Source organism: Methanocalculus natronophilus (genome assembly GCF_038751955.1).
GTDB lineage: Archaea > Halobacteriota > Methanomicrobia > Methanomicrobiales > Methanocorpusculaceae > Methanocalculus > Methanocalculus natronophilus.
Map to the genome: position 1 here is coordinate 87400 of NZ_JBCEXH010000002.1, position 23803 is coordinate 111202.

22 protein-coding genes and 1 tRNA gene are annotated in these 23803 nt (G+C 54.5%); 12 read left to right on the top strand and 11 right to left on the bottom strand.

Annotated features, from left to right (window positions below; translation table 11 throughout):
- From ABCO64_RS02605 to ABCO64_RS02615, 3 genes are read left to right on the top strand one after another with little or no spacing between them, the layout of a single operon-like run.
- The gene (locus tag ABCO64_RS02605; RefSeq protein ID WP_253455788.1) at positions 1-2232 is read left to right on the top strand and encodes an efflux RND transporter permease subunit; all 2232 of its coding nucleotides are present in this window, start codon (positions 1-3) and stop codon (positions 2230-2232) included.
- 51 nt (positions 2233-2283) lie between these two features.
- Positions 2284-2745, top strand: coding sequence for an FKBP-type peptidyl-prolyl cis-trans isomerase (locus ABCO64_RS02610; protein WP_253455790.1), 462 nt, complete (start codon positions 2284-2286; stop codon positions 2743-2745).
- On the top strand, positions 2742-3641 hold the full coding sequence (locus ABCO64_RS02615; protein ID WP_253455793.1) for a DNA-methyltransferase: 900 nt from the start codon (positions 2742-2744) through the stop codon (positions 3639-3641). Before ABCO64_RS02610 ends, ABCO64_RS02615 begins: the two co-directional genes overlap by 4 nt.
- Positions 3642-3677: 36 nt before the next feature.
- On the opposite strand, the gene ABCO64_RS02620 is transcribed toward ABCO64_RS02615, so the two are convergent.
- A complete protein-coding gene (locus ABCO64_RS02620; RefSeq protein WP_343089216.1) occupies positions 3678-4103 on the bottom strand; it encodes a response regulator in 426 nt (141 codons plus the stop codon).
- Positions 4085-5230 (bottom strand): sensor histidine kinase, encoded by a 1146-nt coding sequence (locus tag ABCO64_RS02625; protein ID WP_253455796.1) that lies wholly within the window; start codon positions 5228-5230, stop codon positions 4085-4087. Before ABCO64_RS02625 ends, ABCO64_RS02620 begins: the two co-directional genes overlap by 19 nt.
- A 231-nt stretch (positions 5231-5461) precedes the next feature.
- Between ABCO64_RS02625 and ABCO64_RS02630 the strand changes: the two genes are divergently transcribed.
- The gene (locus tag ABCO64_RS02630) at positions 5462-7954 is read left to right on the top strand and encodes a PAS domain S-box protein (RefSeq protein ID WP_253455799.1); all 2493 of its coding nucleotides are present in this window, start codon (positions 5462-5464) and stop codon (positions 7952-7954) included.
- Here ABCO64_RS02630 and ABCO64_RS02635 read toward each other — a convergent pair.
- From ABCO64_RS02635 to trxA, 4 genes are all read right to left on the bottom strand, one after another.
- Positions 7869-9995 carry a DEAD/DEAH box helicase gene (locus ABCO64_RS02635; RefSeq protein WP_253455801.1) on the bottom strand — a complete coding sequence of 709 codons (2127 nt, stop codon included), beginning with the start codon at positions 9993-9995 and terminating at the stop codon, positions 7869-7871. The two genes, ABCO64_RS02630 and ABCO64_RS02635, sit on opposite strands and share 86 nt — an antisense overlap.
- Before the next feature lie 308 nt (positions 9996-10303).
- The gene (locus ABCO64_RS02640) at positions 10304-10570 is read right to left on the bottom strand and encodes a type II toxin-antitoxin system RelE family toxin (RefSeq protein ID WP_253455804.1); all 267 of its coding nucleotides are present in this window, start codon (positions 10568-10570) and stop codon (positions 10304-10306) included.
- Entirely contained in the window at positions 10570-10830 is a 261-nt protein-coding gene (locus tag ABCO64_RS02645) for a DUF7557 family protein (protein WP_253455807.1), read from the bottom strand. The genes ABCO64_RS02640 and ABCO64_RS02645 overlap by 1 nt, the downstream gene beginning before the upstream one ends.
- Positions 10831-11088: 258 nt before the next feature.
- A complete protein-coding gene (gene trxA, locus ABCO64_RS02650; RefSeq protein WP_253455810.1) occupies positions 11089-11493 on the bottom strand; it encodes a thioredoxin in 405 nt (134 codons plus the stop codon).
- Positions 11494-11680: 187 nt separating this feature from the next.
- Between trxA and ABCO64_RS02655 the strand changes: the two genes are divergently transcribed.
- A tRNA-Met gene (locus ABCO64_RS02655) sits at positions 11681-11755 on the top strand.
- 51 nt (positions 11756-11806) lie between these two features.
- Here ABCO64_RS02655 and purF read toward each other — a convergent pair.
- The 3 genes from purF to ABCO64_RS02670 are packed head-to-tail and all read right to left on the bottom strand — an operon-like array spanning position 11807 to position 13672.
- Complete coding sequence (purF, locus tag ABCO64_RS02660; protein ID WP_343089197.1) at positions 11807-13219, bottom strand: amidophosphoribosyltransferase; 1413 nt, start codon at positions 13217-13219, stop codon at positions 11807-11809.
- Between the two features lie 27 nt (positions 13220-13246).
- On the bottom strand, positions 13247-13429 hold the full coding sequence (locus ABCO64_RS02665) for a 50S ribosomal protein L37e (RefSeq protein ID WP_253455816.1): 183 nt from the start codon (positions 13427-13429) through the stop codon (positions 13247-13249).
- A gap of 15 nt (positions 13430-13444) precedes the next feature.
- Entirely contained in the window at positions 13445-13672 is a 228-nt protein-coding gene (locus tag ABCO64_RS02670) for an LSM domain-containing protein (RefSeq protein ID WP_253455818.1), read from the bottom strand.
- A 112-nt stretch (positions 13673-13784) separates the two neighbouring features.
- On the opposite strand from ABCO64_RS02670, the gene ABCO64_RS02675 reads away from it, so the two are divergent.
- The 5 genes from ABCO64_RS02675 (at position 13785) to ABCO64_RS02695 (ending at position 18147) form a co-directional block, all read left to right on the top strand.
- A complete protein-coding gene (locus ABCO64_RS02675; protein WP_253455821.1) occupies positions 13785-14282 on the top strand; it encodes an RNA-binding protein in 498 nt (165 codons plus the stop codon).
- A 37-nt stretch (positions 14283-14319) separates the two neighbouring features.
- Positions 14320-14697: a cell division protein SepF gene (locus ABCO64_RS02680; RefSeq protein WP_253455824.1), complete on the top strand. Its 378-nt coding sequence runs from the start codon at positions 14320-14322 to the stop codon at positions 14695-14697.
- Positions 14698-15222, top strand: coding sequence for a ZPR1 zinc finger domain-containing protein (locus ABCO64_RS02685; RefSeq protein WP_253455827.1), 525 nt, complete (start codon positions 14698-14700; stop codon positions 15220-15222).
- A 7-nt stretch (positions 15223-15229) separates the two neighbouring features.
- A complete protein-coding gene (locus ABCO64_RS02690; protein WP_253455829.1) occupies positions 15230-16444 on the top strand; it encodes a GntP family permease in 1215 nt (404 codons plus the stop codon).
- Between the two features lie 119 nt (positions 16445-16563).
- The gene (locus tag ABCO64_RS02695) at positions 16564-18147 is read left to right on the top strand and encodes a small ribosomal subunit Rsm22 family protein (RefSeq protein ID WP_343089198.1); all 1584 of its coding nucleotides are present in this window, start codon (positions 16564-16566) and stop codon (positions 18145-18147) included.
- A 31-nt stretch (positions 18148-18178) separates the two neighbouring features.
- Here the strand turns inward: ABCO64_RS02695 and purM are convergent, their stop codons facing one another.
- Together purM and ABCO64_RS02705 are read right to left on the bottom strand one after the other, a co-directional pair.
- Positions 18179-19171 carry a phosphoribosylformylglycinamidine cyclo-ligase gene (gene purM, locus ABCO64_RS02700; protein ID WP_253456541.1) on the bottom strand — a complete coding sequence of 331 codons (993 nt, stop codon included), beginning with the start codon at positions 19169-19171 and terminating at the stop codon, positions 18179-18181.
- The gene (locus ABCO64_RS02705; RefSeq protein WP_253455835.1) at positions 19164-20567 is read right to left on the bottom strand and encodes an aspartate kinase; all 1404 of its coding nucleotides are present in this window, start codon (positions 20565-20567) and stop codon (positions 19164-19166) included. Before ABCO64_RS02705 ends, purM begins: the two co-directional genes overlap by 8 nt.
- Before the next feature lie 62 nt (positions 20568-20629).
- Between ABCO64_RS02705 and tfrA the strand changes: the two genes are divergently transcribed.
- Together tfrA and tfrB are read left to right on the top strand one after the other, a co-directional pair.
- Complete coding sequence (tfrA, locus tag ABCO64_RS02710) at positions 20630-22258, top strand: fumarate reductase (CoM/CoB) subunit TfrA (protein WP_253455838.1); 1629 nt, start codon at positions 20630-20632, stop codon at positions 22256-22258.
- Positions 22255-23715, top strand: a complete 1461-nt coding sequence (gene tfrB / locus ABCO64_RS02715; protein WP_292616913.1) for a fumarate reductase (CoM/CoB) subunit TfrB — start codon at positions 22255-22257, stop codon at positions 23713-23715. Before tfrA ends, tfrB begins: the two co-directional genes overlap by 4 nt.
- Positions 23716-23803: the final 88 nt, after the last annotated feature.

Consider the following 23803-nt stretch of genomic DNA (forward strand, 5'->3'; position numbering starts at 1 on the left):
ATGCGCATCTATGAAAAACTGTCAGAGGTCATAAACAGCTCCCCTGCACTTGTGGCAGCAGTCGTGGTCCTGCTCCTCATCACCGGCCTCTACGGGATGACACTGACCGAGATGGAGACCGGATTTGAGACCTATATGGATCCGGACACCCCCCGGTACATCCTCCTCGATAAATACATGAGCACCTTCTCAACAGACAGCATCATGCTGCTTGTTGAGACCGAGGATGTACTGAACCCGGTTATCCTCGAGTATACCGGCCGACTGCAGGATGATATTGCAGAGGAGCGGTATGTCACCGGTGTCATCGGTATCACCGACCAGTTCAGGGCCGCAAACGGTGGAGAGTTACCTGAATCGATTGCAGAAGTGGAGGCAGCAAAGGAGCATATTCCAGCGGATCTGCTGGAGCGGCTTGTTCCAACCACTTCGATGACCATCATCCAGGTGAACCTTGAGCCGGGAGTCAGCCTCGACACCCAGTTTTCTGTCGTTGATGCCATCGAATCACGGATCAGTGTCTCAGATCCCCCACCCGGTGTATCTGTTGTCCAGACCGGGAATCCCGCATTTGCCAAACAGATGATGGATGAGATGGGCGTCTCCATGAGCAGCCTGATCCTGATTGCAATGCTCCTGATGGTGGCTGCAATCGGCATCCTCTTTAGTGCCGTCAGGTACCGCCTCCTCTCTGTCGGGATTGTCGCAACCGGCCTCATCATGACATTCGGGTTCATGGGCATCACCGGGATGAAGATCAGCATGGTGACGGTGGCAGCGTTTCCGGTTCTGATAGGGCTTGGAATCGATTATGCAATCCAGTTCCATTCCCGGCTTGATGAGGAGGTCAGGGATAAAACACTCCCTGAAGCTGTGAAGGAGACGATGACCAGGTCAGGTCCTTCGATCCTCTATGCGATGCTCGCAACCTCAATGGGCTTCATTGCGATGTGGACATCTCCGCTGCCGATGATCCGGAGTTTTGGTGCCGTCTGCGTGGTCGGCGTCATCTGCTGCTATATCGCAGCCCTGATCATCGTTCCCACCTTTGCCACCCTGATGAAGTATGAGCCCAAACCAAAGGTAAAAAAGAGTGGGCCTGGATTTGGAGAAAGCTATAACAATGGCCTTGGAAAAACCGTTGGCGTCATATCCAGGTATCCGCTGCTGATCCTGGCTGCCTGTATCCTCCTTGCGGCAGGCGGCTTCTCAGTTGACGACCGGATCATCGTCAATACCGACGAGAATACCTTCGTTCCCCCGGACATGCCCGCACGCGTTCAGATGGAGAAAGTGACCCGTGCGATGGGGCCATCAGACAATATCCCGATCTTTGTCAGGGGCGACCGGGTCTCCGGTCTTGACTCAATCATGTGGATGCATAGTTTCCAGCAGTACCAGGAAGAGAATAATGACAGGATCACAAGCACCCGGAGCATTGCTGATCTCGTCCTCCAGTATAATGGAGGTGTCTTCCCTGAGACGGATGCAGAACTTGCCAACGTTCTGGACACCATCCCTGCTGCAAGCCGTGACCGGTACTTAAGCGGCCATTCGATGGCACTGATCGAGATCTCGACTGTTGATATGGAAGTCGATGTCGGGATGTCCTTCATCAACCAGATGTATACCGAGCTCGAATGGCACCAGCCGCCACCTGGTATCACCACAACCCTGACCGGAGGATGGGAGTTCTTCACCACACTTGTCGAAGAGATCCGGGAGACCAAGACCACTATGACGGTTCTTGGTTTCGTGCTGATATTTGGGTTCCTCTTCATGGTTTACAGAAAAGGGAGGAAGGCAGCAACCCCGATCATCCCCATCGTCCTGATTGTGGGGTGGAACAGCCTGATCATGTACAGCACCGGTATCGACTACACAGTCATGACGGCAACGCTTGGATCGATGACAATCGGGATTGCATCGGAGTATACGATCCTGATCTCCGAGCGGTACTATGAAGAGCGGGAGAAAGGAGTTCCAAAACTTGAAGCAATCAGGTCAAGTGTCCAGAAGATCGGAACCGCAATAACCATCTCCGGACTGACAACGGTCTTTGGGTTCTCAGCATTGATCACCTCAAGCTTTGGGATCATCAGCAACTTCGGTGTTCTGACAGTCATTGCTGTTGGATTTGCCCTGATGGGCGCGATCATCGTGATGCCAGCAGTACTCTCCCTGATCGGAAACGGCATCGAGGAGAAGACAGAAGAGAAGACGACCGCATAATCCCCCACAACCCTCCTCTTTTTCAGATCTCCCGCACAACCGGTATACTTGATGAGAACCCCACACGCCGGTGACACAGTCTCTGTCCATTTCACTGCCCGCCTTGCTGACGGAACAGTAATCGAGGCAAGTGAACCTGAGGCGCCTGTTGAAGCGGTGCTTGGTGCAGGTACCATAAACCCGGCCTTTGACGAGGCGCTGCGTGAGATGAGCGAGGGTGAGAAGAGAGAGATCATCCTCCCCCCGGACCAGGCATACGGAAAGTACAACAAGCGGCTCGTCTTCAGGCTCAAGCGGAAGAAGCTGAACCTGAAAGGGGATCCCGTGGAAGGCAGCCTTGTCAAAATGAAACTCCCGGATGGAAAAGAGCGTTATGTCACGATCCTCGCACTTGATGAAAAGAAGGTGACGATCGATGCAAACCACCCCCACGCCGGGGAGACGATCCACTATACGCTGGTGCTTGAGCAGATCATGCCGGGCCCCGCATCACGGGAGACAACAGACGCATGATGCCAAATGCCATCCACCAGCTGGACTGCCTTGAAGGGATGAGCAGCCTGGAAGCCTGCTCAGTTGATGTCATTGTCACCTCACCCCCATACAATATCGGGAAATCCTATACCAGCTATGACGACACCCTCAGCAGGCCTGACTATCTCGCCTGGATGGGGGATGTTGCGGGAGCCTCGCACCGTGTACTCTCCGAACGGGGATCGTTCTTCTTAAATATCGGCGGCACCCCGAAAGATCCCTGGATACCAGTCGATGTCGCAATGGAGTTCCGGAAGAGGGGCTACATCCTCCAGAACATGATCCACTGGATCAAGTCGATTGCAATTCCTCAGTCAGACATGGGAACATACGGCAGCAACACCTGCGATATTGCTGTTGGCCACTATAAGCCTGTCAACAGCAGGCGGTTCCACCACGACTGCCATGAGTTCATCTTTCATTTCACCAAAACCGGCGATGTGCCGCTTGACAAGCTGGCAATCGGGGTGCCGTACCAGGACAAGAGCAATATCGGCAGATGGAAACAGGCCAGGGAGGATCGGCGGGACCGGGGCAACACCTGGTTCATCCCCTACGAGACGATCAATGAGAAGCGGCCGCACCCGGCAGTCTTCCCGGTGGGGCTGCCCACCCTCTGTATCAGGGACCATGGACTTGAACGCTGCTCTCTTGTCCTTGACCCCTTCATGGGGATCGGATCCACCGCAGTCGCCTGCATCAGGCTTGGAATCGACTATATCGGCTTTGAGATCGATCCATCATACCTTGAGATCGCAAGCGACCGTATCCGTGAGGAGACGGAGCGGGGCAGGGCAGGCCTGGACAGGGCAGAACACGAGAGGACAGGGAATGCTGAAGGAGAGCGGCAGGCACGGCTTGTTGAAGAGGAGTGAAGAGTGAAGCCGGATGAAGAAACAGTTTACAGATGATTATTGATCAGAGCCCGGCCCCTCGCCAGTTGCCTCCCTCACCAGCTTGATCACCCTGAGGAGATCATAATCCTTGACAGGCTTGACAAGATATGCTATCGGGTTGGTTTTCCCGGCTCTCTCAACGATACCCGCTTCAGAGTATGCCGTCAGGAAGGCAAACGGCCTGGGTGAGCGCCGGGTAATCTCTTCAGCCACATGGATGCCATCACTGTCACCCCTGAGCATGATATCTATCAGGACGCAGTCGGGGAGGGTGTCGAGAATGCCCGGGATCGCCTCATCGGCAGATTCAGCCACACCCACAACGGTATGGCCGAGGTGTTCGATCCTCCACGAGAGATCAAGGGCGATAACCGCGTTATCCTCAACAATATAGAAGCGGAGTGGAGAAGACCCATCCTGGTTCAGAATCTCACCTCCCAGCCGTCAGGCAGGATGCTCAGAGTCCCGTTCAGTTCCCGGTTGACAAGCGTCCGGACAAGCGCCATTCCCAGGCCATCGGTTCTTTCCACTGCTTCATCCGCGATGACTTTCAGGCAGCAGGTACCATCGTCTGGAGAGATGCTCCCTGATACATGCAGATTGCACGTTCCATCAGTACCTGCTGCCAGCGCCACCAGTTCATTGACAATAAGGCCGACAGCTATTGCCGAGTCAGCATCAAGCAGGCATTCATGAGCTGGGAGTTCGCAGGCGATACCGGAATCCATCAGATCATATGATCGCCTGAGCTCCCCGATGAGAAGCTCAAGATATGCTTTCATATCCACCTCTGCGATCATCGCTTCTGCATAGAGGAGTTCATGGGCAAGCGAGAGGGAGAGAACCCGGTTCTCTGTCTCCCGGAGTGCCGCTGCCACCTCATCCGATCCGCTCTCCATCTTCTGGAGATTGATTAAGCTTGCAATCATCTGGAGGTTGTTCTTCACCCGCAGGTGGAGTTCACGGAGGAGAGCCTCCTTCTCACGGAGGGCAGACGCGATCCTCTCTTCTGACTGCCGCCTTTCGGTTGTCTCCTCGATAATTACCGCATACCCGGCATCACCCCCTTCGAAAGCAGCAGGAAGGATCTTCACCCGGAAGTGCCGCTCTCCAGCTCCGGTATCAGGGACAACTGCTTCCAGCACCTGTTCACCCTCACCATACCGGGGTATTCTGGAGAGAAACGCGTCTGTTGAGAGTATTGGATAATCAAAATCCTGGATCCGGGTACCTGTCAGATCTTCCTTTGCCACTCCGGCAAGCAAAAGATAGTGATCATTTGCGGTGACTACCTTGAGTTTCTCATCCAGGAGAACGATTGCATCTGTTGAAAAATCGATGAGTGCCGAGACAGGCACACGTTCAGAGAGGAAATATACCTTGGACGGGCCAACCATCTTCATCTCGACCCTGCCGGAGATCGAGAGCATATTGACATATTTTGAGACAGAGTTCCGGTTCAGTCCGATCTCCCGGGAGATATCGCTAATGCTCAAACCACGTGGCTCCTCACTGAAGAGAGCAAGTATCGTCTTCAGGTATTCGTCATGATTATCTTCTTTTGGCATAGCATTCTCAAAACTAAACATCTATACCTTGATCCTAACTATCATTAATCTATGTGCATACCCGATATGCATACCTGATACATAGTCCCGCAATGCAGGAGGAAGAGGTGCTGCAACTGGTTTAATCATCCGGGCCTGTTGTGAACCCCGCCTCACGTATTGTATCAGGCCAGACGACGGGAATGTCACAAGAGAGGAGAGGATGCAATTGAAAGAGAGAGCGCATTAGCCATGAAGAGAGCGATCCGGAAGCCTGATCCCTGGCTCCCTGCCATCACCGGAACTGCACTCATAGCGATCGTGATTGAAATCATCCTTCTCCAGGAAGGAGTAACCCAGGTCTATCCACACCTCTTCTACATCCCGATTATTCTAGCCGGCTACCGGTTTCAGCGATCCGGAATCCTCATTGGGTGCGGACTTGCAGCCGTATACCTGCTGCTGCACATCATCATCTTCCCTGATACAATTGCACTTGCCGAAGCCTTCCTGCGGTTTCTTGTGATGGCAGGTGTTGGGATCATCAGCGGCACCTTCTCCTGGAAACTCACCGAGAGCAAACAAATATACCAGACCCTCTTTGATGATGCATTGAACCCCGTCCTGATCGCAGATGAAGATGGAACCTATCTTGAGGCAAACAAGGCCGCACTTGATTTTCTGAACCGTTCCCGGGATGAGGTGATCGGGAAGTCGGTCTGGGATTTTGTCCCCCCAGAATGCCTTGGGCAGGAGAGAGAGGCCCAAAACCCTTTTACCAGTCAACGGACACGCGAAACACCGTTTCTGGTGGATGGTGAGGTGAAGACACTCCTCCTGAATGTTGTTCCTGTCAGAGCCGGCGGGAAGACAACGCTCTATGGCATTGGCCTTGATATCACCGGGCAAAAAAAAGCCGAGAAGATCCAAAAAAGGCTCGCTTCCATTGTGGAATCATCGGGTGACGCGATTACGAGCCTTGATCTCAATGCCAGGGTGATCACCTGGAACAGGGGAGCAGAGGAGATCCTTGGATGGAAAGCCAGGGAGATCATCGGCAGGCAGTATTCACTTGTGATCCCTTTGGAGGATCAGCCGATCTTTATAGATTACTTCAATGAGATGATTGCAACAAAAACCCCGCAGGTGCGGGAGGTGAACCGGCAGCACCGATCTGGCAGAAAGCTCCGGATGTCAGCTACAATATCTCCTATCCTGGATCAGAATGGCACAATCATTGCCATCTCGGGTATCCTCAGGGACATTACCCGTGAGAAGGAGATGGAGGAGAGGCTCCGGAAAAATGAGGCAATACTCAGGATTGCAGGTAAGACCGTACAGTTTGGCGGCTATAGTGTCAGTTTAGCCGATTCGAGGATCACATGGTCAGATGAAGTGGCACATATCCATGATGAAGAACCCGGATACTCCCCCACAATTGATGAGGGGATCAGTTACTATGCCCCAAAGTGGCAGGAGAGAATCCGGGATGTCTTTTCAGCCTGCGCCAAAGACGGCATTCCCTATGATGAGGAGATGGAGATCATCACTGGCAGAGAAACCAGAAAATGGGTACGAACCACCGGCGAGGCGATCCGGGATGAATCAGGAGAAATTATCGGAGTGCAGGGAGCCTGCCAGGACATCACCGAACAGAAGGTGGCTGATGACAGGCTGCAGAGAACATTTTTCTACACCCGCGGGCTCATCGAAGCAAGCCTTGACCCCCTCGTCACCATAAGTCCGGATGGCCTGATCACGGATGTGAATAAGGCAACCGAGACGGTGACCGGCATCTCCCGTGAAGACCTGATCGGAAGCGATTTTGCCACGTATTTCACCGATCCAAAGAAGGCACAGGAAGGGTACAGGGAAGCCTTCAGATCAGGATTTGTCAGGGATTATGCCCTGACGATCAAGAACATATCTGGCGAGACACGGGATGTGCTCTATAATGCAAGCATCTATTGTGACCAGTCAGAAACAGTACAGGGAGTCTTTGCTGCTGCCCGTGACATCACCAGGGAGAAAGAGATGATGCAGAAGATCCAGGAGAACCTGTATGAGAAGGAGACCCTGCTGCGGGAGATCCACCATCGTGTCAAGAACAATATGCAGGTTGTCTCATCCCTCCTGCATCTCCAGGCACTCACAATAGGAGATGAACGCTTTATGGGTGCATTCCAGGACAGCGAGAACCGGATCGCCTCAATGGCACTTGTCCATGAACACCTCTACCAATCCGGAAACCTTGCACGAATCAACGCGGCAGAGTATGTGAGGAAACTCTCTCTTGAAATCGCCCACTCCTATTCATCATCTGGGAAGATCACCATGACCCACCGGCTTGACGATCTCACGCTCGATATCGACACTGCCACCTATTGCGGGCTTATTGTAAACGAGCTCCTCTCAAATGCCATGAAACACGCATTCAAGGGCAGAGGAGAGGGAAGAATCGGGATCTCACTGGAAAAGGACGAGGAGGGTTCGATCATCCTCACCTTCGAGGATGACGGAATAGGCATGCCTGAAACAATCGATCTACAGACCGGATCCACCCTTGGTGTCGAGCTGATCAGGACATTTGTCCGGCAGATCAAGGGCTCGTACTCCTGCTCCCCGCGTCCCGGGGGCGGTACCCGCTGGCAGATATGGTTCAGAAACAGGGGTGATACCGGTCCTGTAGGGCTGCGATCACTGACGGAAGATGATACGAATCCACTGCCGCCATCCTCTGCCTGATAGCCCGGGGAAGATAGCTCCCAAGCCGCCAGGTGTCAGGAGGGAGCTCTGGCAGCATCGCCGCCAGCTCGTCTATTGAGAGATCCCGGATCTGCAGAAGCGCAACAGAGACCGCCTCCTCCCCGGCTGCTGGTTCGACAAAGCCGGGAACTGCCACGGTAACTGAAGAGAACGAGGATTCAACTGCCCAGTTTGATGGGAGCAGATACCGGAGCAGGCAGGCAAGGGTTGCATTCAGGTGATCACCAAGAAACGTCCAGGCTGAAACCCATGATCCCTCAGCCATCGGTTCAGCCAGAATCACGATCTCATCGCACTCGCACCCGGCAGGCCAGGTTGAGACCGCATCCCGGATCGCGTCCTGCACCTCCTCTGCCAACGGGAGATCTGGTTCCCTCTGCCGGGCGATCCTGCCCGCAGCACCTGCAAGAAGATGAGATATCCCATGCCTGCCTCCACCTGTCCAGAACGGCCGGGACGCCTCCCTCTGCATGGGAACCACAAGAAGGCTCCTGCGTTCATCATCTCGTGCAAGAACCCGCCAGCTCCGCCCGGCAAGCGTAAAACCATGGGCAGCAGACCCGGCAAAGAGAGGATCAAGCGTGCCCACGAACTCGCCCTCAGGTGTGGTTGCCCGATACCCACGGATATCCGGGATGACAGAACAGAGAGGAAGCCCGTGGTACCGGAACAGTTCACGTTCTGCAGAAGAACCGAGTGTCACGAGATCCCCATCCATTGCCAGGTATCCCTCGCTGAAGAGATGATCCAGTATCCGGTCTGCATCTTCTTTGCTGATCCCATTAAACGGCGGCAGGGCAAGAAGGCCTGAGATGAGGGGCCGCCTCCCCAGGCCGCGGCGGGAGATCGCAAGCTGTACAAAGAGCTGCTGGAGAAAGACGTGGCAGGGAATAGCTGGAGGAGCTTCCGGCTCAACCAGCTTCTCCCGTGCCGCCCGGACAGCGGCAGCCGCAAGCAGCGCCTCTTCCCCGTTTGCGAGCAGAAAAACCATCTCAGGCGGCCGCTTTCTCCGGCCGGACCTCCCGAGCCGCTGGAGAAATGAGGCAACCGAGTCGGGAGGCCCATACTGGACAACGAGATCAAGTGCGCCGATATCAATTCCAAGTTCAAGCGTGCTGGTGCAGACAATGCAGGCAGGCCCACTCCCTGCCATCTCCTCCTCAGCAGCCCTCCTGGCATCCGGCGAGACTGCCGAGTGGTGAACCAGGGCGGATGCCACATACTGCGAGAGGGCTGCATGAACCCGCTCTGCCTCACTCCTGCTCCCGGTGAAGAGGAGCGTCTTCTTGTTAGCCACAACCCCCGCAAGCAGCCTGATCCGTTCATCTTCAGACGCCTCTATGAGAAACGAGAACCGCCTCGCTGACGGAGGCGATTCAGCCCGGATACAGGCACCGGTGCGATCGTGTCCTGAGAACCATGCAAGGAGCGCTTCAGGGTTTCCAACAGTTGCAGAGAGGGCGATTCGCTGGATCCGCCTGGTGCAAAGATGATCAAGCCGTTCGATGAGACAACGGAGCTGCACACCGCGTGCTGATCCAGCGAAGGTATGCACCTCATCAACAATCACTGACCGGAGCTGCAGAAATGCCCGCCGCCGTTTTGGATCCATTAACAGCAGTTCAAGCGACTCCGGGGTGGTGAGAAGAATATGCGGCGGTTCATCCTCATGCCAGATCCGATCCGATCGCTGTACATCCCCATGCCATGCAGAGACCTCAAGGCCCAGTGGTGCGGTTATATGGGTGATCCTGAGATATTGATCATTGATTAAGGCTTTTGCAGGAGAGAGATAGAGTATCCCGATTCCAGGCGTCCGGGCCGTCAGGAGATCATGAAGAGCGGGCAGAAATGCAGATTCAGTCTTGCCACCCGCCGTCGGCGCGAGGATGAGGAGATCCATTTCTCTGCCATACGCCAGGAGCGCTTCTTCCTGAACAGAACGGAACTCGTCCCACCGGAGGGTTGAGACCAGCACCTCGCGCAGGGCGGGATGGAGACGGGAGAGCGTATCTGTCACAATGAAGGTGTATGTCTGCTGTGGGTTAGATACCTGCCGGAAAAACGCTCATGATGCCAATACAGGCACCAGATATACAAGAAAAACATGATGGGTTTGCACATGCATTTTCTGGCACTTCTCCAAAAAAACCGACTCTTCGCCAAAATTCTGATCGCGAGGGTTTTTCCCTGGATTCTCAGGAACACGCGATTGAACCCGATAGAGAGCCCTCATCTCTCTCATCCCCGATTGCACCAGCCGGATCATCAGGAGTGACCGAAGCTGGTGCGGTGCGGGGAGAGGGGCAGAGGGACGCTTTCTGGTACTCAATACCTGAGATTCTTCTTCTTCCCCACTGCAACCACACATATGATGAGCTTATCAGCAATTATCTGAAAGAGTATCCGGTAATCACCCACTCTCAACCGATACCGTGGCTTTTCAGGAGGATACCCCCTCAGCTTTCTCACATCATGGCGGGCATATGGATCGGCAGCGTACTTTTCAAGGGCTATAGCCAGACGTATTCGCATAACCCGTGGCAATGCACCATATGCTTTCTCAGCAGTGGGTGTGAAGAGTACGGTATACACTATTTCTCACCCAGTTGCCAGATTACCTGATCATCTCCGAGATCACGCATAATATCCCTGAGATTACGATAACGGCCTGCCTGAATCTCCTCCTCACTCTCGCATAGGGCTTGTATCTCCTCCTGGGAGAGGGGCTCATCATCGTACGCAGCGTCGGCAAGACGATTGATGAGTTCATCGTATGTCTCCCTTGGATGGATCTTCAGATCATTGAGCTTCGCTTTTGTCTCAGTTCGGATCTGAACAGATGTCATTGGCATACGAGTACAGATACACTATAGCCAATTATAGATTTTGGCTGTGTACAATAGAGAGATATTTTTTACTATAACTCTTCGCCAAAAATTTGATCGCAAGGGTTTTTTCCTGAATTCTCAGGAACGAGTGATTGAACCCGATAGAGAGCCCTCATCTCTCTCATCCCCGATTGCACCAGCCGGATCATCAGGAGTGACTGAAACTGGTGCGGTGCGGGTATCGGGAGTGTCGAAAAAGTATCAGGTGGTACCGGCACCCGGTTATTGAAGCCCGAATGCCCGGTTGACAACAGATCGGAGCGTCTCTTTTGGAACCGCTCCCGTGACCCGGTCAATCATCCTGCCATTGGCAAAGAGGATGATTGTCGGGATTGCGGAGATGCCAAACTGCCGGGCGATACGCGGGGCTTCATCTGTATTGCATTTGGCATAGGAGACAAGCCCGTCCATCTCATGGGAGAGCGCCTCGATAACAGGCGCTACCCTCTGGCAGGGCCCGCACCATTCCGCCCAGAAATCCACAACCACAAACCGGTTCTGCTGGATAAAGTCATTGAAGGTAATCTCTGAGAGCGGCACAACACCCTGAACAGGCGGTTTTTTCTCAAGTTCTGCCAGTCTTTCCCGGGCGCGTTTCTGCCTGAGATACTCCAGTTCATCATCCATACTCATACATCTCAACCGCCTCAGATAAGGGTTCGCATCAGTTGTTTCCCCATCCCAGAGGGGAATGAGAGAACAGAGGATATTCATGGTTTTTTCCCTGATCAGCAAAAACACCGGAAAATTTGCCGGAAGCTCCCCGCCTTTCGGTAAGCTATATAAAGCTGGAACTGGAATATTATTACTCCGAAGCGAGGTGGGGTAGTCAGGAGATCCCGACGGGCTCATAACCCGTAGATCGATGGTTCAAATCCATCCCTCGCTATCACTGTTTCTGCATATTCTTTCTCTTCCAAAGGGGTTTTTTTTAAAAAAGTCAGAACTGAAGCTCTGTCTGGTACGAACCATGCACAAAATCGATATGCCGGCAGGCAGCGTGCTCCCCGGGGATAGAGACCGGATAGCATCCCGAGAGGCACCCGTAGCAGAGATCCTCAGGCCTGTGGCCGGTTGCCGCAATCAGGGCTTCAAGCGAGACGTAATGGAGTGAGTCCGCAGCTATAGCCGAACAGATATCATCGTGTTCACGGTTATGGGCGATCAGCTCCTGCCGTGTCGGGAGATCGACACCCAGATAGCAGGGTGCCCGGATAGGAGGTGAGCCGACCCTGAAGTGCACCTCACGTGCACCAAACTCACGCATCAGGTCAATTATCCTGCGGGATGTGGTGCCCCGGACAATTGAATCATCGATAAGGACAACGGACTTATCCTGGATATGACCCCTGATCGGGTTGAGTTTCATCCGCACAGCATTCTCCCGCAGTGTCTGGGTCGGCATGATGAAGGTTCGCCCGATGTAGCGGTTCTTGATCAGCCCTTCCTTGAAGGGTATGCCTGAAGCCTCCGAGTACCCGACTGCAATCGACATGCCTGAGTCCGGAACAGGCGATATCATCTCCGCATCAACCGGAGCCTCCCTCTGGAGCTGCTCACCGATCCGCCTCCTGACATCATAGACCAGCACCCCGTCGATGACCGAGTCGGAACGCGCGAAATAGATATACTCAAAGAGGCAGAGTGCGGTATGGTTTGCCTTCATAATCTGGCGGCAGGAGATGCCATGCTCATCAATTTTGATCAGCTCACCCGGCTTCACATCCCGCATGAATGTTGCCCCGAGCGTATCCATTGCAACACTCTCTGAGGCAACCATGTAGCCGTGTTCGGTTCTTCCAAGAGTAAGCGGCTTGATACCGAGGGGATCACGGAAGGCATAGATGGTATCATCCAGCATCGCAATAACCGAATATGAACCCTGCAGTATCCGCATGCAGAGGACAACCGCATCCTCCATTGAGCCGGAGAGAGTCAGCTCACGCGCGATGATGGCGGCTATCACCTCAGAGTCGGTGGTCGTTGCAAAAATATGGCCATGCTCTTCATAATCAGCGACAAGGACATCATTATTCACGAGGTTTCCGTTGTGAACGATAGAAAAGTAATGCCCTTTTAAGGTGAAGTTCAGTGGCTGGGTATTTTCCGGACGGTTTTCGCCGGTTGTCGGATACCGGATATGGCCGATCCCCGTTCTGCCGGTGAGTTTTTTCAGAATCTCCTGGTCAAAGACCTCGGAGAGCAGCCCCTGTGCCTTATGTTTATGAATTTTACCGGCATCATACGTCGTGATGCCGGCACTCTCCTGACCACGGTGCTGGAGGGCATAGAGGGCATAATAGATAGGTAGCGACACTCCGCCGCTATCAACGATGCCCACGATGCCGCACATGATCCAGCTCTTATAGTGTTGGTCGGTTTAATGTGTTGGCCTGAGTGGTTTCTTACTTGTCCAGGCATTGGAGCGCAGACGGGCGCTCCGTCCGAATCCACATGCTGAACAGACTTTATGGCGGGCATGGTATGACCTTCTGCCACACCGCCTGCATACGATATGAGAGCGCTTATTGCGCAGACCCATTGATGGAGTACCTTTCGACATGAAAAATCACCTATCTTATTCGACTGAAGGGGATATATAGATCACATTGTCCCCACGGACGATCAGTGTACCGAGTTTCTCAACACCATTCTCTGTCTCTTCTTCTGCACCGTCAAGAACAAGGTTCATATGAACATCGTATCCCTGAAGAATCCCCCGGATCTCACGCCCGCCTTTCAGCGAGATTAAGACCGGTTGCCGGTTTAAGACCTGTTCCAAAATATCAAGCGGTCGCCTGGTCATAAAAATCCCTTTGCATAACCCTGAGAGAGTACTATACATGCGCCTGCGACTCACTTAAAGATAGCCCCGGATCCACGCCATTAAGTATTCAGAAAGGGATATGTGCATAACCATGGCTGAGATCACCATCCGAAGACGGCATGCGATCCGGAAAGGACAGGCAGCAGACATTACAAAGATGCTTGAGAAGGCACTTGGCAAAGACGCAGCGCTCTTCCCAACCGCCTCAATAGAGCGTGCTGAAACTGACGCAGATATTGCAATCTATCTCATCGATAAGAAACCGCTCCTCATATCAGGGAAGGACTGGGCATTTCCGACACTCAGGGGAGCGCATATCCGACCCTTCACTGCCCGCCGGATAACAGTTGATTCCGGAGCGGTATCCTTTATGGTCAATGGTGCAGATGTGATGCGCCCGGGTGTTGTCGCTGTGACAGGTGACATTCAGAAGAACCAGCCTGCCCTTGTTGTCGATGAGAAGCACGGGAAGCCGTTAGCAGTGGTGATTGCACTCTTCGACGCCGATGAAATCCGTTCCATGGAGAAAGGAAAGGTTGCAAAGAACATTCACTATGTCGGCGATCCAATCTGGAATCTCGAGATATAAGGATACAATTAATAACTACCAATAGAAAGGAATCTACATGGGATTTCTTGAATCCATCATTGGCGGAAAGGGTGCCACCCCCAAGGAGGAGGAGTATATGGACCTCGATCTGGCTGCGTATGAGACAGCAGCAACAGGCGAGGAGCCTGCCCTGATGTATGTCAGGATTGCAACAATCAGTGATCTCAAGGATACACCCCGGATCAAGGACGAGGTGTACAACAACAACATTGTAATCATTGACATTCAGAAACTCAAGCTCGACAAAATCACCTTTGAGCGGGTGATGAAAGACCTAAAGGATGTCGCACGCGATGTGAACGGCGACATCATCGGGATCGGCGACCAGCGGTATGTCGTTGTCACCCCGACATCAGTGAAGATCTCACGGGAGAAGATCGGTGGGGGCACGTAGGTGAAACAGGCCCTCTCCGGCCCATGCCCACTCTGCCAAAACGAGATTGACTATATCTACCAGACAGAGAATATCCCATTCTTTTCGGATATTCTCATTATGTGCGGTCTCTGCGAGTCCTGTGGCTTCCGACTGACCGACACGATTATCCTCGCAGATCATGGACCGATACGTTTTGAGTTTCAGGTGCAGCGTGCTGATGACCTCTACACCCGTGTTATCCGGTCCACCTCTGGCAGGATCGAGATCCCCGAGCTTGGCGTAACTGTCGATCCCGGTCCGGCATGCAGTGGATTCATCTCCAATGTCGAAGGTGTGCTTGCACGGGTAGAGGATGCGATTAAAACTGTCCTTTTGTCAGCAGAAGCCGAAGAGCGACAAAAGGCCATCGAAGGTCTTGAAACACTTGCCAGTGCACGGAAAGGAGAAATACCATTTACCCTGATCATCGAAGATCCAAGTGGAAACAGCGCAATCATCAGCGATACTGCAACCCAGGCCCCGTTTGAACCGGAACCGGAGTGAGTGAACGGTGGAGACACTCTCCGCTTTTCTCATCTGCCTGCTTGCAATCACACTTGCCACAGCTTATTTCAGGATACCCCCGTTTCCGGCTCTTTTTGGCTCAGCTCTTCTCTTCGGATGGCTCGCCGGGCTGCCTTCCGATATCATTGTTGATGCTGCAGGCGCGGGAGCAGGCAGGATCTTCGCAATCCTCGGTGTCGCTGTCTTTGGCGGATCCGTCATTGCAGCATCTCTATCAGCTGGAAACAGCATTCCACGAATTCTCGCCGATATTAACGCTCTCTCACGGAGACCTGCGTTGCATGCCGGGCTCTCCGGGTGGCTGCTTGCTGTTCCCTTCATGTGCGCGATCACGCCGTTCCTTGTCCTTGCACCCCTCTTCAAAAGCTATACAGACAATTCCGCAGCAGTCGGCCGCCTCTTCTCCCTGGTTGCCGCAGGATCCGTTCTCTCCTTTGTCCTGATTGCTCCAGCACCCGTTATGGCAGCACTCATGCAGACCTTTGGGGCAGAACCTGCCCTGAACCTCATCACCATACCCCTCTCCCTCCTCCTCCTTGCAGGAATCATCGCTCTTCTCAGCCCGGCTACCAGGATGGATACGGAAGATACAGAGGTTTTGATGAGTTCCCGTTGGGCTGCATGGGCCCCGATAGCCATCCCGGTTCTGATCATCACTGCCGGGTTTCTCATTCCGGGAATCGGACTCCTCGGAACGCTCCCGGTGGCGCTTCTTGCCGGGGCACTGGTTGCAGTCCTTGGAATACCTGCAACGGCCCGGAGAAAAACAGTGACTGAAGGAACAAAGCATGCCGGCGTCATCATCTTTGACCTCTGCGGAGCCGGTGCTTTTGGAGCGGTCATCGCAGCAAGCACGTTTCCAGCCGATGTCTCAGGGATCCTCCTTTCAGCTGTTCCGGTTGTCTGTATCCCCTTCATCCTGGCAGCACTCATCCAGACCGCACAAGGGTCCCGCGTTGTCACTGCCGTTATTGCAGCCGACATCATTGCTGAGACGGCCATTCCAGACCTCATCCCCGCAGCTCCGCTTCTCCTGATGATCGCAGGGGGGACGATGGTGATCAGCTATGTCAGTGATCCCTTCTTCTGGCTCGTGAACAGAACATCAGGCGGGAGTATCAGGGAGACGGTGCTCACCTTCACCCTGCCACTGGCTGCTGCCGGATGCCTTGTCTTCGGGGTGGCGCTCCTTTTGATCTGAAGAGGAGAGGTGTATCAGGAGTAATCTGCTCATATGCCTGCACCGCCACTTTTTTGCGATCCCGGATTAAGAGGATGGTTTCATCACCTTCTCTCTCCGATAGATACTGGGGAAGTTATGTGAGAGACGAAGCCTTGAAGGAGCTGTTTGCCCGCTGGACACGGGAGAGGCCATCTTTTGATCTCTCAGCATTTTTAAAAGAGTTACACGACCCCCGGGGCCACCAGCAGATGCTCAGTGTGATCCTCCCCCTCCTCTCTGAATACAGGTGCGAGATAGGAAAGAAAGATGGAGGCTTCATCGTCCGGTGGAGGCAGGAGGAGGAGGAGCCATGCAGGCCGGATGAACTGCCTCCCGGCCGGATGGTCGACGCTGCGATCCAGGACCAGATAGAGAGCTACATCACCGCCACAACCCGGAAACCATGGGATGATTCGGAGACACTCAAAAAGATCCAGGACGCAGTCATCGCCCAGAAGGAGAACTACTGGAAGGAGGGGGATAAACGGCAGATCCGGTACACAGACGAGTACAGCATCTTTGCCTACCTTGCCTACCATTTTCCGGTCTACTACATCCAGATGCGCCACCTCCTCTCAGAGCTGATGCAGGACGGACTCCTCCCGAAGAGAATGGCGGTACTTGATGTCGGATCCGGGCCCGGGACGGTGACGCTTGCCCTCAGATCGATTCTGGCAGAGACACCCGGATGCCATGCGGCAGTCCATGCAATCGAACACTCAGATGCCTGGAGAGAGGCATACCAGGCACTCGTCCCTGCAATCTGCGAGGGTAGCAACAACTGTGCCACCCTGCCACCCATCCCACTCGATATCACCGATCCCGATGCACCACTTCCAGAAGGACCCTATGACCTGATCGTCTGTGCAAATATCCTCAACGAGATACCAGAGAAGACGGTCCGGGAGGCTGTGGTGATGCGGCTTGCAGGAACGCTCAGGGAGACCGGAGCCCTCCTCATCTCCGAGCCTGCCGATCTCGTCAATGCAACTGAGCTGCGGAACCTCTCACGGCGACTGCATGATCGTGGACTCTCAATCTTTGCCCCCTGCCTGGACATACGCGGCGTCCCCTGCAGTGTGCAGAGATGCTGGAGCTTTATCCAGCTGCCTGAGGTGAAACCCACCCGCCTGATGACGGCGGTTGCCGCAACAGATGAGCCGTATCGGTTTTACAATACTGATATCAAGGCGGCATTTGCCATCCACAATAAAGACGGCAGAAAACGGATTGACTATACCGTCCCCAGAACCGCAAAAGCTGATCGCATCTCCCGCCTGCATCTCCACGTTGGGAAAAAGATCAATGTGATTGCACAGAAGATATCAGAAAACATCGGAGATTCAGGGACATACCTCTACCGGATCTGTGATGGAACCGGGAAACGGGAAGCCTATGCAGCACTCCCCGCATACCATATCGCAGATAAAAACAGCCATCTCCGGCGAGCCGCGTATGGATCTGTTCTCAGGTTTGACCGCGTACTGGTCAGGCACCACAAAAAGTACGATGCATACCACCTCCTCCTGACAAAAGAATCAGGTGTGGAGCTGGTTGCAGGAAAAATAACCAAAGAAGAGCCAGAGCCCCCGCGGGAAGCACGAAAAGAGACGAAACAGGGATTCAGACGGAGAGCTAAGCAGCAGGGACCATCCAAGACAAAGAAAAGCAAAAAGAAATGAGTGTCTGAAGGGCAGGTGCCGGGCTATACCCTTACCGGAGCTCCCTGCCGTGAAGCCAGACACCACGCTCCTCAATCACCCGCCCGACAACACGGGCGCCGGGCACCATGGAGAGGACTGTCTCCACACTCGTTTCCGGGACAATGACGGCATACCCCATCCCCATGTTGAATGTCCGGTACATCTCTTCCTCTGTGACATTTCCCTTCTCTGCAAGCCAGGTGAAGATCTCAGGAACCGGCAATGGATCATCAAAGGCATAGCCAAAAGAGCCTATCCGGTTGAAGTTCAGGAGGCCGCCACCGGTGATATGGCACATCCCGTGGATATCGCAGGCATCACAGACTGCAAGGACTTCAGCATAGATCCGGGTTGGTGTAAGGAGAGCCTCGCCGACGGTTGTGCCACTTGGAAGGACTGCATCATACCCGCCATGGCCAGCTGCAATCTTTCGGGCAAGTGAGAGCCCGTTTGAATGGATACCACTTGAGGGAAACCCGATGATCAGGTCACCCGGACGAACCGATGAGCCATCAATCACCCGGTTGCGTTTCTGAATACCAAGACAGGTTCCGGCAAGATCAAGGCCGTTGACAAGCCCTTTTAATGTCGCGGTCTCACCGCCGACGATATTGATATTCGCCTGGCGTGCCCCCTCATTCAGTCCACGGCCGATCTCCCTCATCTTCTCAGGATCAAGCGATTCCGTGGCGATATAATCGACAAACGCAACAGGCTCAAGATTCATCACATAGAGATCATTGACATTCATCGCGATACAGTCGACCCCGACTGTTGACCAGTTGCAGAGCGCATCGGCAACAAGCATCTTTGTACCGACACCGTCTGTTGCCATGGCAAGAACATAGGCACCACAGTCGATGAGCCCGGCAAAATGACCCGTGCCACCGACCTTCCCAAAGACGCCTTCACGCGTAAACGTCAGGGCGCTCACAAGCGCCTGCACCGCTTCTGCTTCAAGATCAATATCAACACCGGCATCACGGTAGGTGGTGTTACTCATCATCACACCTCTCAGAGAGCCTGTACTCATCATGCAGAACCTGTATAGCTCGGGCACCGTCCTCTTCCCTGACAACAAACGAGATATTCACTTCGCTGGACCCTTGCGTGATCATCATCACGTTCACCCCGGCATTCCCAAGTGCCGAGAAGATCCTGCCGCTTGTTCCGGGGGTTCCTGCCATCCCGGCGCCGACAATGGCAAGAACGACAATATCCCTGTCATACGTAACCTCCCTGATATAGCCGCGTTTCTGGATCCCGGACAGGGCTTCCAGTGCAGGGGTGAGATGATCCTCATCTATGACCAGGGTGATGTTTGCCTCAGATGACCCCTGGGAGATGAGCATCACGTTCACCTCCCTGCTCGCAAGTGCAGAAAAGATCTCCCGTGCAACACCGGGCCTTCCAGCCATCTGTGCACCACCGATCGTGAGGAGGGCAACCTTCCTGATAATCGAGATCGCCTTGACGACCCGCTGCTCCCGCTGTGCCGTCCTGACAACAGTTGTGCCTGGTGCTGACGGGTTGAAGGTATTCTTCACCCGGACAGGGATATCTTTCATCATTGCCGGTTCAATTGCTTTTGGATGGAGCACTTTTGTACCAAAGTACGAGAGTTCCATCATCTCAAGAAACGAGATGGATGGGAGAACGCGGGCATCCCGGATCATCCGTGGATCGGTTGTCATCACACCATCGACATCGGTCCAGATCCAGATCTCCTCAGCTTCGATCCCGGCACCGATGAGAGAACCGGTATAATCAGATCCGCTCCTGCCAAGCGTGGTGATAAACCCCTCTTCACTGCACCCCATGTACCCCATGATCACCGGAACAGTATCCGGGAGAAGGGGCAACACCCTTGTCCTGATACGGTCATAGCTCTCGGGAAGCGCAACTGCTCCACCATGACAGGAGTTTGTGACTATACCGGCTTCACAACCATCCAGCACAATTGAGGCAACACCCGCCTGGTTGAGGGCTGCAGAAACAACCGGGGCAGAAAGCCGCTCCCCAAAGGATATGATAAAATCTCTCGACCGCGGGGTCAGTTCCCTCAGCGTATAGATAGCAGTGAGTATATGCTTCAGTTTCAGAAGCCTGTCATCGATAGAGGCGATAACCTCCTCCGGAGCATCCGGGGCAACCACATCAAGAACATGCAGGTGCCTGGAACGGAGCGCAGCTATCAGCGCATCGATCGGGGGGTTTTCTGATGATCGTACAATCTCCTCAGCGGTTTCAATAAGCTGATCGGTGACACCGGTCATCGCCGATACAACAACTGCAAGCTCATCTCCCCTGCTCCTGTGGCTCTTCAGGATACCGGCCACGCGGCCGATAGCATGCTCATCACCAACAGATGTGCCGCCAAATTTCATTACAAGCCTCATTCCTGGCTCACCAAACCCCACGATGTATTTTAAGATATTGCACGGCAGATGAATATAATACGATGGGTGCGATTACAACGGAGGAATGCCATGTTCTCGTTATCGGGAGCGGCGGTGCAGGAATCAGGGCGGCGCTTGAGGCTGCACGGTACGGGGAGACGATCCTGGTTGGAAAGAGTGTTGCCGGAAAAGGCGGCTGCACCGTGATGGCGGAAGGAGGATATAACGCTGTTCTCCGTGAGACAGACACAATTTCAAGCCATCTCAACGATACACTCAAAGGAGGTGCATTTCTCAATGATCGGGCGCTTGCAGAGGTGCTTGTCAATGAAGCGCCCAACCGGATAGATGATCTCCTCAGGTTTGGAGCGGTATTCGATGCAGAAGACAGCTGCACCATTGCCCAGCGCCCATTTGGAGGACAGGCATTCGCACGAACCTGTTATGCCGGAGACAGGACAGGCCATGAGATCGTGATGACCCTCCTTGAACGCCTCCGCGCATCTGACATCCGGCTCAGAAACGAGATCACCGCCCTTGAACTCGCAACAGACCAGGGCCGCGTCTGCGGCGCCTTTACCGCAACCCGTGATGGCGATATAGGGGCAATTGCAGCCGATGCGGTGGTGCTGGCAACCGGCGGGTGCGGCCAGATCTATGATATCACCACCAACTCAACGACCGGCACGGGCGACGGGTATGCACTCGGCTACCGGGCGGGAGCAGAACTCATCGACATGGAGATGGTCCAGTTTCATCCAACAGGTGCAGTCCACCCCTACGACGCACGCGGCAGGCTGATCACCGAGGCTGTCCGTGGAGAGGGGGGCATCCTGAAGAACAGTGAGGGAGAGCGGTTCATGGCCCGGTACGATCCTGAGCGGATGGAGCTCTCAACCAGGGATGTTGTTGCCCGATCAATTGCCACCGAGGTGCTTGAGGGGAGAGGAACACCCCGGGGCGGCGTCTGGCTTGATGTCACCCACCTCTCCAGCCAGCAGATAGAAGAGCGGCTGCCCCTGATGCTTGAGCAGTTCCTGAAGTTCGGTGTTGATATCCGCACGGAGCCGATGGAGGTTGCGCCAACTGCCCACCACATGATGGGCGGCCTCAGGATCACGCCTGAATGCAGAACAACTGTCCCCGGACTCTTTGCCTGTGGAGAGGTGGCAGGCGGCGTCCATGGCGCAAACCGCCTCGGCGGGAACGCCCTTGCCGAGACACAGGTCTTTGGGCGGCGTGCAGGTGAGGCGGCAGGAAAAGAGAAGACCGGGAGACGGCGGATCGATCCAGAACAGGCGGCCCGTCTTGAGGAGCAGCTTGCATCATTTGAGCAGGGAGATACACGACCATCTGATCTTGCAGGCAGGCTGAAGAGAGTCATGTGGGATGGTGCAGGCATCTACAGGGACGCTGCCCGGCTCACGGAGACACGGGAAGCAGTCCTTGCCATGAGCAGCATCACCCCCTCGGCATCATCGGGCGCCGGGATCATGGATGCCTGGACGATCCGGAATATGCTGCTTGTTGCAGGCATGATCCTTGATGGTGCGCTTCTCCGGCAGGAGTCACGCGGAGCACATGTCAGGGTCGATTGTGCGGCACGATGGGATCCAGTGGATTCTCCCTATGGCCATACCCGGATCGCACAAGCATGCCGCTGCATAGAAGTCACCGGGAGGATCGCATGAAAGAGATTACCCTCACAATAGAGAGATCAGATCCGGCACAGGAGAGGAAACCGCACCGTGAGACCTACACCATCACGGTCAATGAGGGTGCCCGTGTGCTTGATGCACTTGAAGAAGTGAAACGCACCCATGACCCGTCACTCCTCTTCCGTGCATGCTGCCGTGCCGGCCAGTGCGGATCATGTGCCGTCAGGGTCAACAAAAACCCGGTTCTTGCCTGTATGGAAGAGGCATCCGACCAGATGCTGGTTGAGCCCCTTGAGCTGCCGGTGATCCGGGATCTCGCAACCGAGATTGCGCCTGTTCTTGAGAAACTGGCCCGGATAACAGAATCAGGTGAGCCCCGGCCCCTCTCAAAAGAGGAGGTGGAGGCGATAAAGCCCCTCCGTGAATGTATCGAGTGCCTCAGTTGTGTCTCGGTATGCCCTGCACTGAAGGTTGTTGATTTTGCCGGGCCGACTGCCATGCGGCAGGAGATGCGGTGTGCACTTGATCCGCGTGACACAACAGACAGGATACCTGAGGCAATAGAACGGGGGCTGTTTGCCTGCACCACCTGCCACCGGTGTGTCGAGGTCTGTCCAAAAGAGATCGAGATCCCCGGCAAGGCAATCGAGAAGCTCCGGGAGCGGGCAAACCAGGCAGGACTCACCCTTCCCCGCCACCAGGAGGTGGCACAGCTCATCGAAGAGACAGGCAGGAGTGTTGAACAGACAAAAACCACCTTCCTCGAAGAGGTGCCTGAGGTGATCGAGCCGGACGGAGCGGTGAAGATGACGGTCGGTTTCTTCACCGGCTGCATGTTCAATGGGCGGGTGCCGAAGCCTGCGCTTGACGCAATGGACGTGCTGAAGCGAAACGGCATCCGGGTGATCATCCCCCACGAGCAGGTCTGCTGCGGATCCCCGCTCATCCGGACAGGACAGACAAAGATACTTCCTGACCTGAAGCAGAAGAATATCGGGGCGTTTGCCTCAAGGGGCATTGAGATCGTCATGACGATGTGTGCCGGGTGCGGCTCCACCCTGAAGAATGATTATGACACTCCCTTCACCGTGATGGATATCACCGAGGTGCTGGTGAAAGCAGGAATTGAGGCTCCTGCAAAACTCCCCGTGAAAGCAACCTACCATGACCCCTGCCACCTGCTCCGCGGCCAGGGTTTACGCGAACCCCCACGGATCATCCTTGAACAGGTTGTGGAAGAGTATATCCCGATGCCGGCACAGTGCTGCGGGGCAGGCGGGGGTGTACGATCCGGCCAGCCCGAAGAGGCAGCAGCCCTTGGAAAACTCCGTGGCGAGGCGATTGCAGAGACCGGAGCAGATATCGTCGTCACTATCTGCCCCTTCTGCGAGTTCCATATCCAGGAGCAGACCGATAAGCCGGTGAAGAACCTGGCAACCCTTCTGCTGGAAGGATACCGGAAGAAGGATCAGGAGAAATCCGGGGATTGATTGCCCGGCTTACATCAATACTTTTGCCTCCTCGTTATTTTATGTGGGTAGTTTGAAGCAGGTGCGGCGCGGGTATCGGGGGGGCGGG

What these genes read in the sequence shown, in the direction of transcription:
- tfrA (WP_253455838.1), top strand. Translation starts at nt 20,630, where the DNA reads ATGGGTGCGATTACAACGGAGGAATGCCATGTTCTCGTTATCGGGAGC.
- ABCO64_RS02665 (WP_253455816.1), bottom strand. Translation starts at nt 13,429, where the DNA reads ATGTCGAAAGGTACTCCATCAATGGGTCTGCGCAATAAGCGCTCTCAT.
- ABCO64_RS02670 (WP_253455818.1), bottom strand. Translation starts at nt 13,672, where the DNA reads ATGACCAGGCGACCGCTTGATATTTTGGAACAGGTCTTAAACCGGCAA.
- purM (WP_253456541.1), bottom strand. Translation starts at nt 19,171, where the DNA reads ATGAGTAACACCACCTACCGTGATGCCGGTGTTGATATTGATCTTGAA.
- ABCO64_RS02605 (WP_253455788.1), top strand. Translation starts at nt 1, where the DNA reads ATGCGCATCTATGAAAAACTGTCAGAGGTCATAAACAGCTCCCCTGCA.
- trxA (WP_253455810.1), bottom strand. Translation starts at nt 11,493, where the DNA reads ATGGATGATGAACTGGAGTATCTCAGGCAGAAACGCGCCCGGGAAAGA.
- ABCO64_RS02675 (WP_253455821.1), top strand. Translation starts at nt 13,785, where the DNA reads ATGGCTGAGATCACCATCCGAAGACGGCATGCGATCCGGAAAGGACAG.
- ABCO64_RS02645 (WP_253455807.1), bottom strand. Translation starts at nt 10,830, where the DNA reads ATGCCAATGACATCTGTTCAGATCCGAACTGAGACAAAAGCGAAGCTC.
- ABCO64_RS02680 (WP_253455824.1), top strand. Translation starts at nt 14,320, where the DNA reads ATGGGATTTCTTGAATCCATCATTGGCGGAAAGGGTGCCACCCCCAAG.
- ABCO64_RS02625 (WP_253455796.1), bottom strand. Translation starts at nt 5,230, where the DNA reads ATGCCAAAAGAAGATAATCATGACGAATACCTGAAGACGATACTTGCT.
- ABCO64_RS02610 (WP_253455790.1), top strand. Translation starts at nt 2,284, where the DNA reads ATGAGAACCCCACACGCCGGTGACACAGTCTCTGTCCATTTCACTGCC.
- purF (WP_343089197.1), bottom strand. Translation starts at nt 13,219, where the DNA reads ATGTGCGGCATCGTGGGCATCGTTGATAGCGGCGGAGTGTCGCTACCT.
- ABCO64_RS02705 (WP_253455835.1), bottom strand. Translation starts at nt 20,567, where the DNA reads ATGAGGCTTGTAATGAAATTTGGCGGCACATCTGTTGGTGATGAGCAT.
- ABCO64_RS02615 (WP_253455793.1), top strand. Translation starts at nt 2,742, where the DNA reads ATGATGCCAAATGCCATCCACCAGCTGGACTGCCTTGAAGGGATGAGC.
- ABCO64_RS02630 (WP_253455799.1), top strand. Translation starts at nt 5,462, where the DNA reads ATGAAGAGAGCGATCCGGAAGCCTGATCCCTGGCTCCCTGCCATCACC.
- tfrB (WP_292616913.1), top strand. Translation starts at nt 22,255, where the DNA reads ATGAAAGAGATTACCCTCACAATAGAGAGATCAGATCCGGCACAGGAG.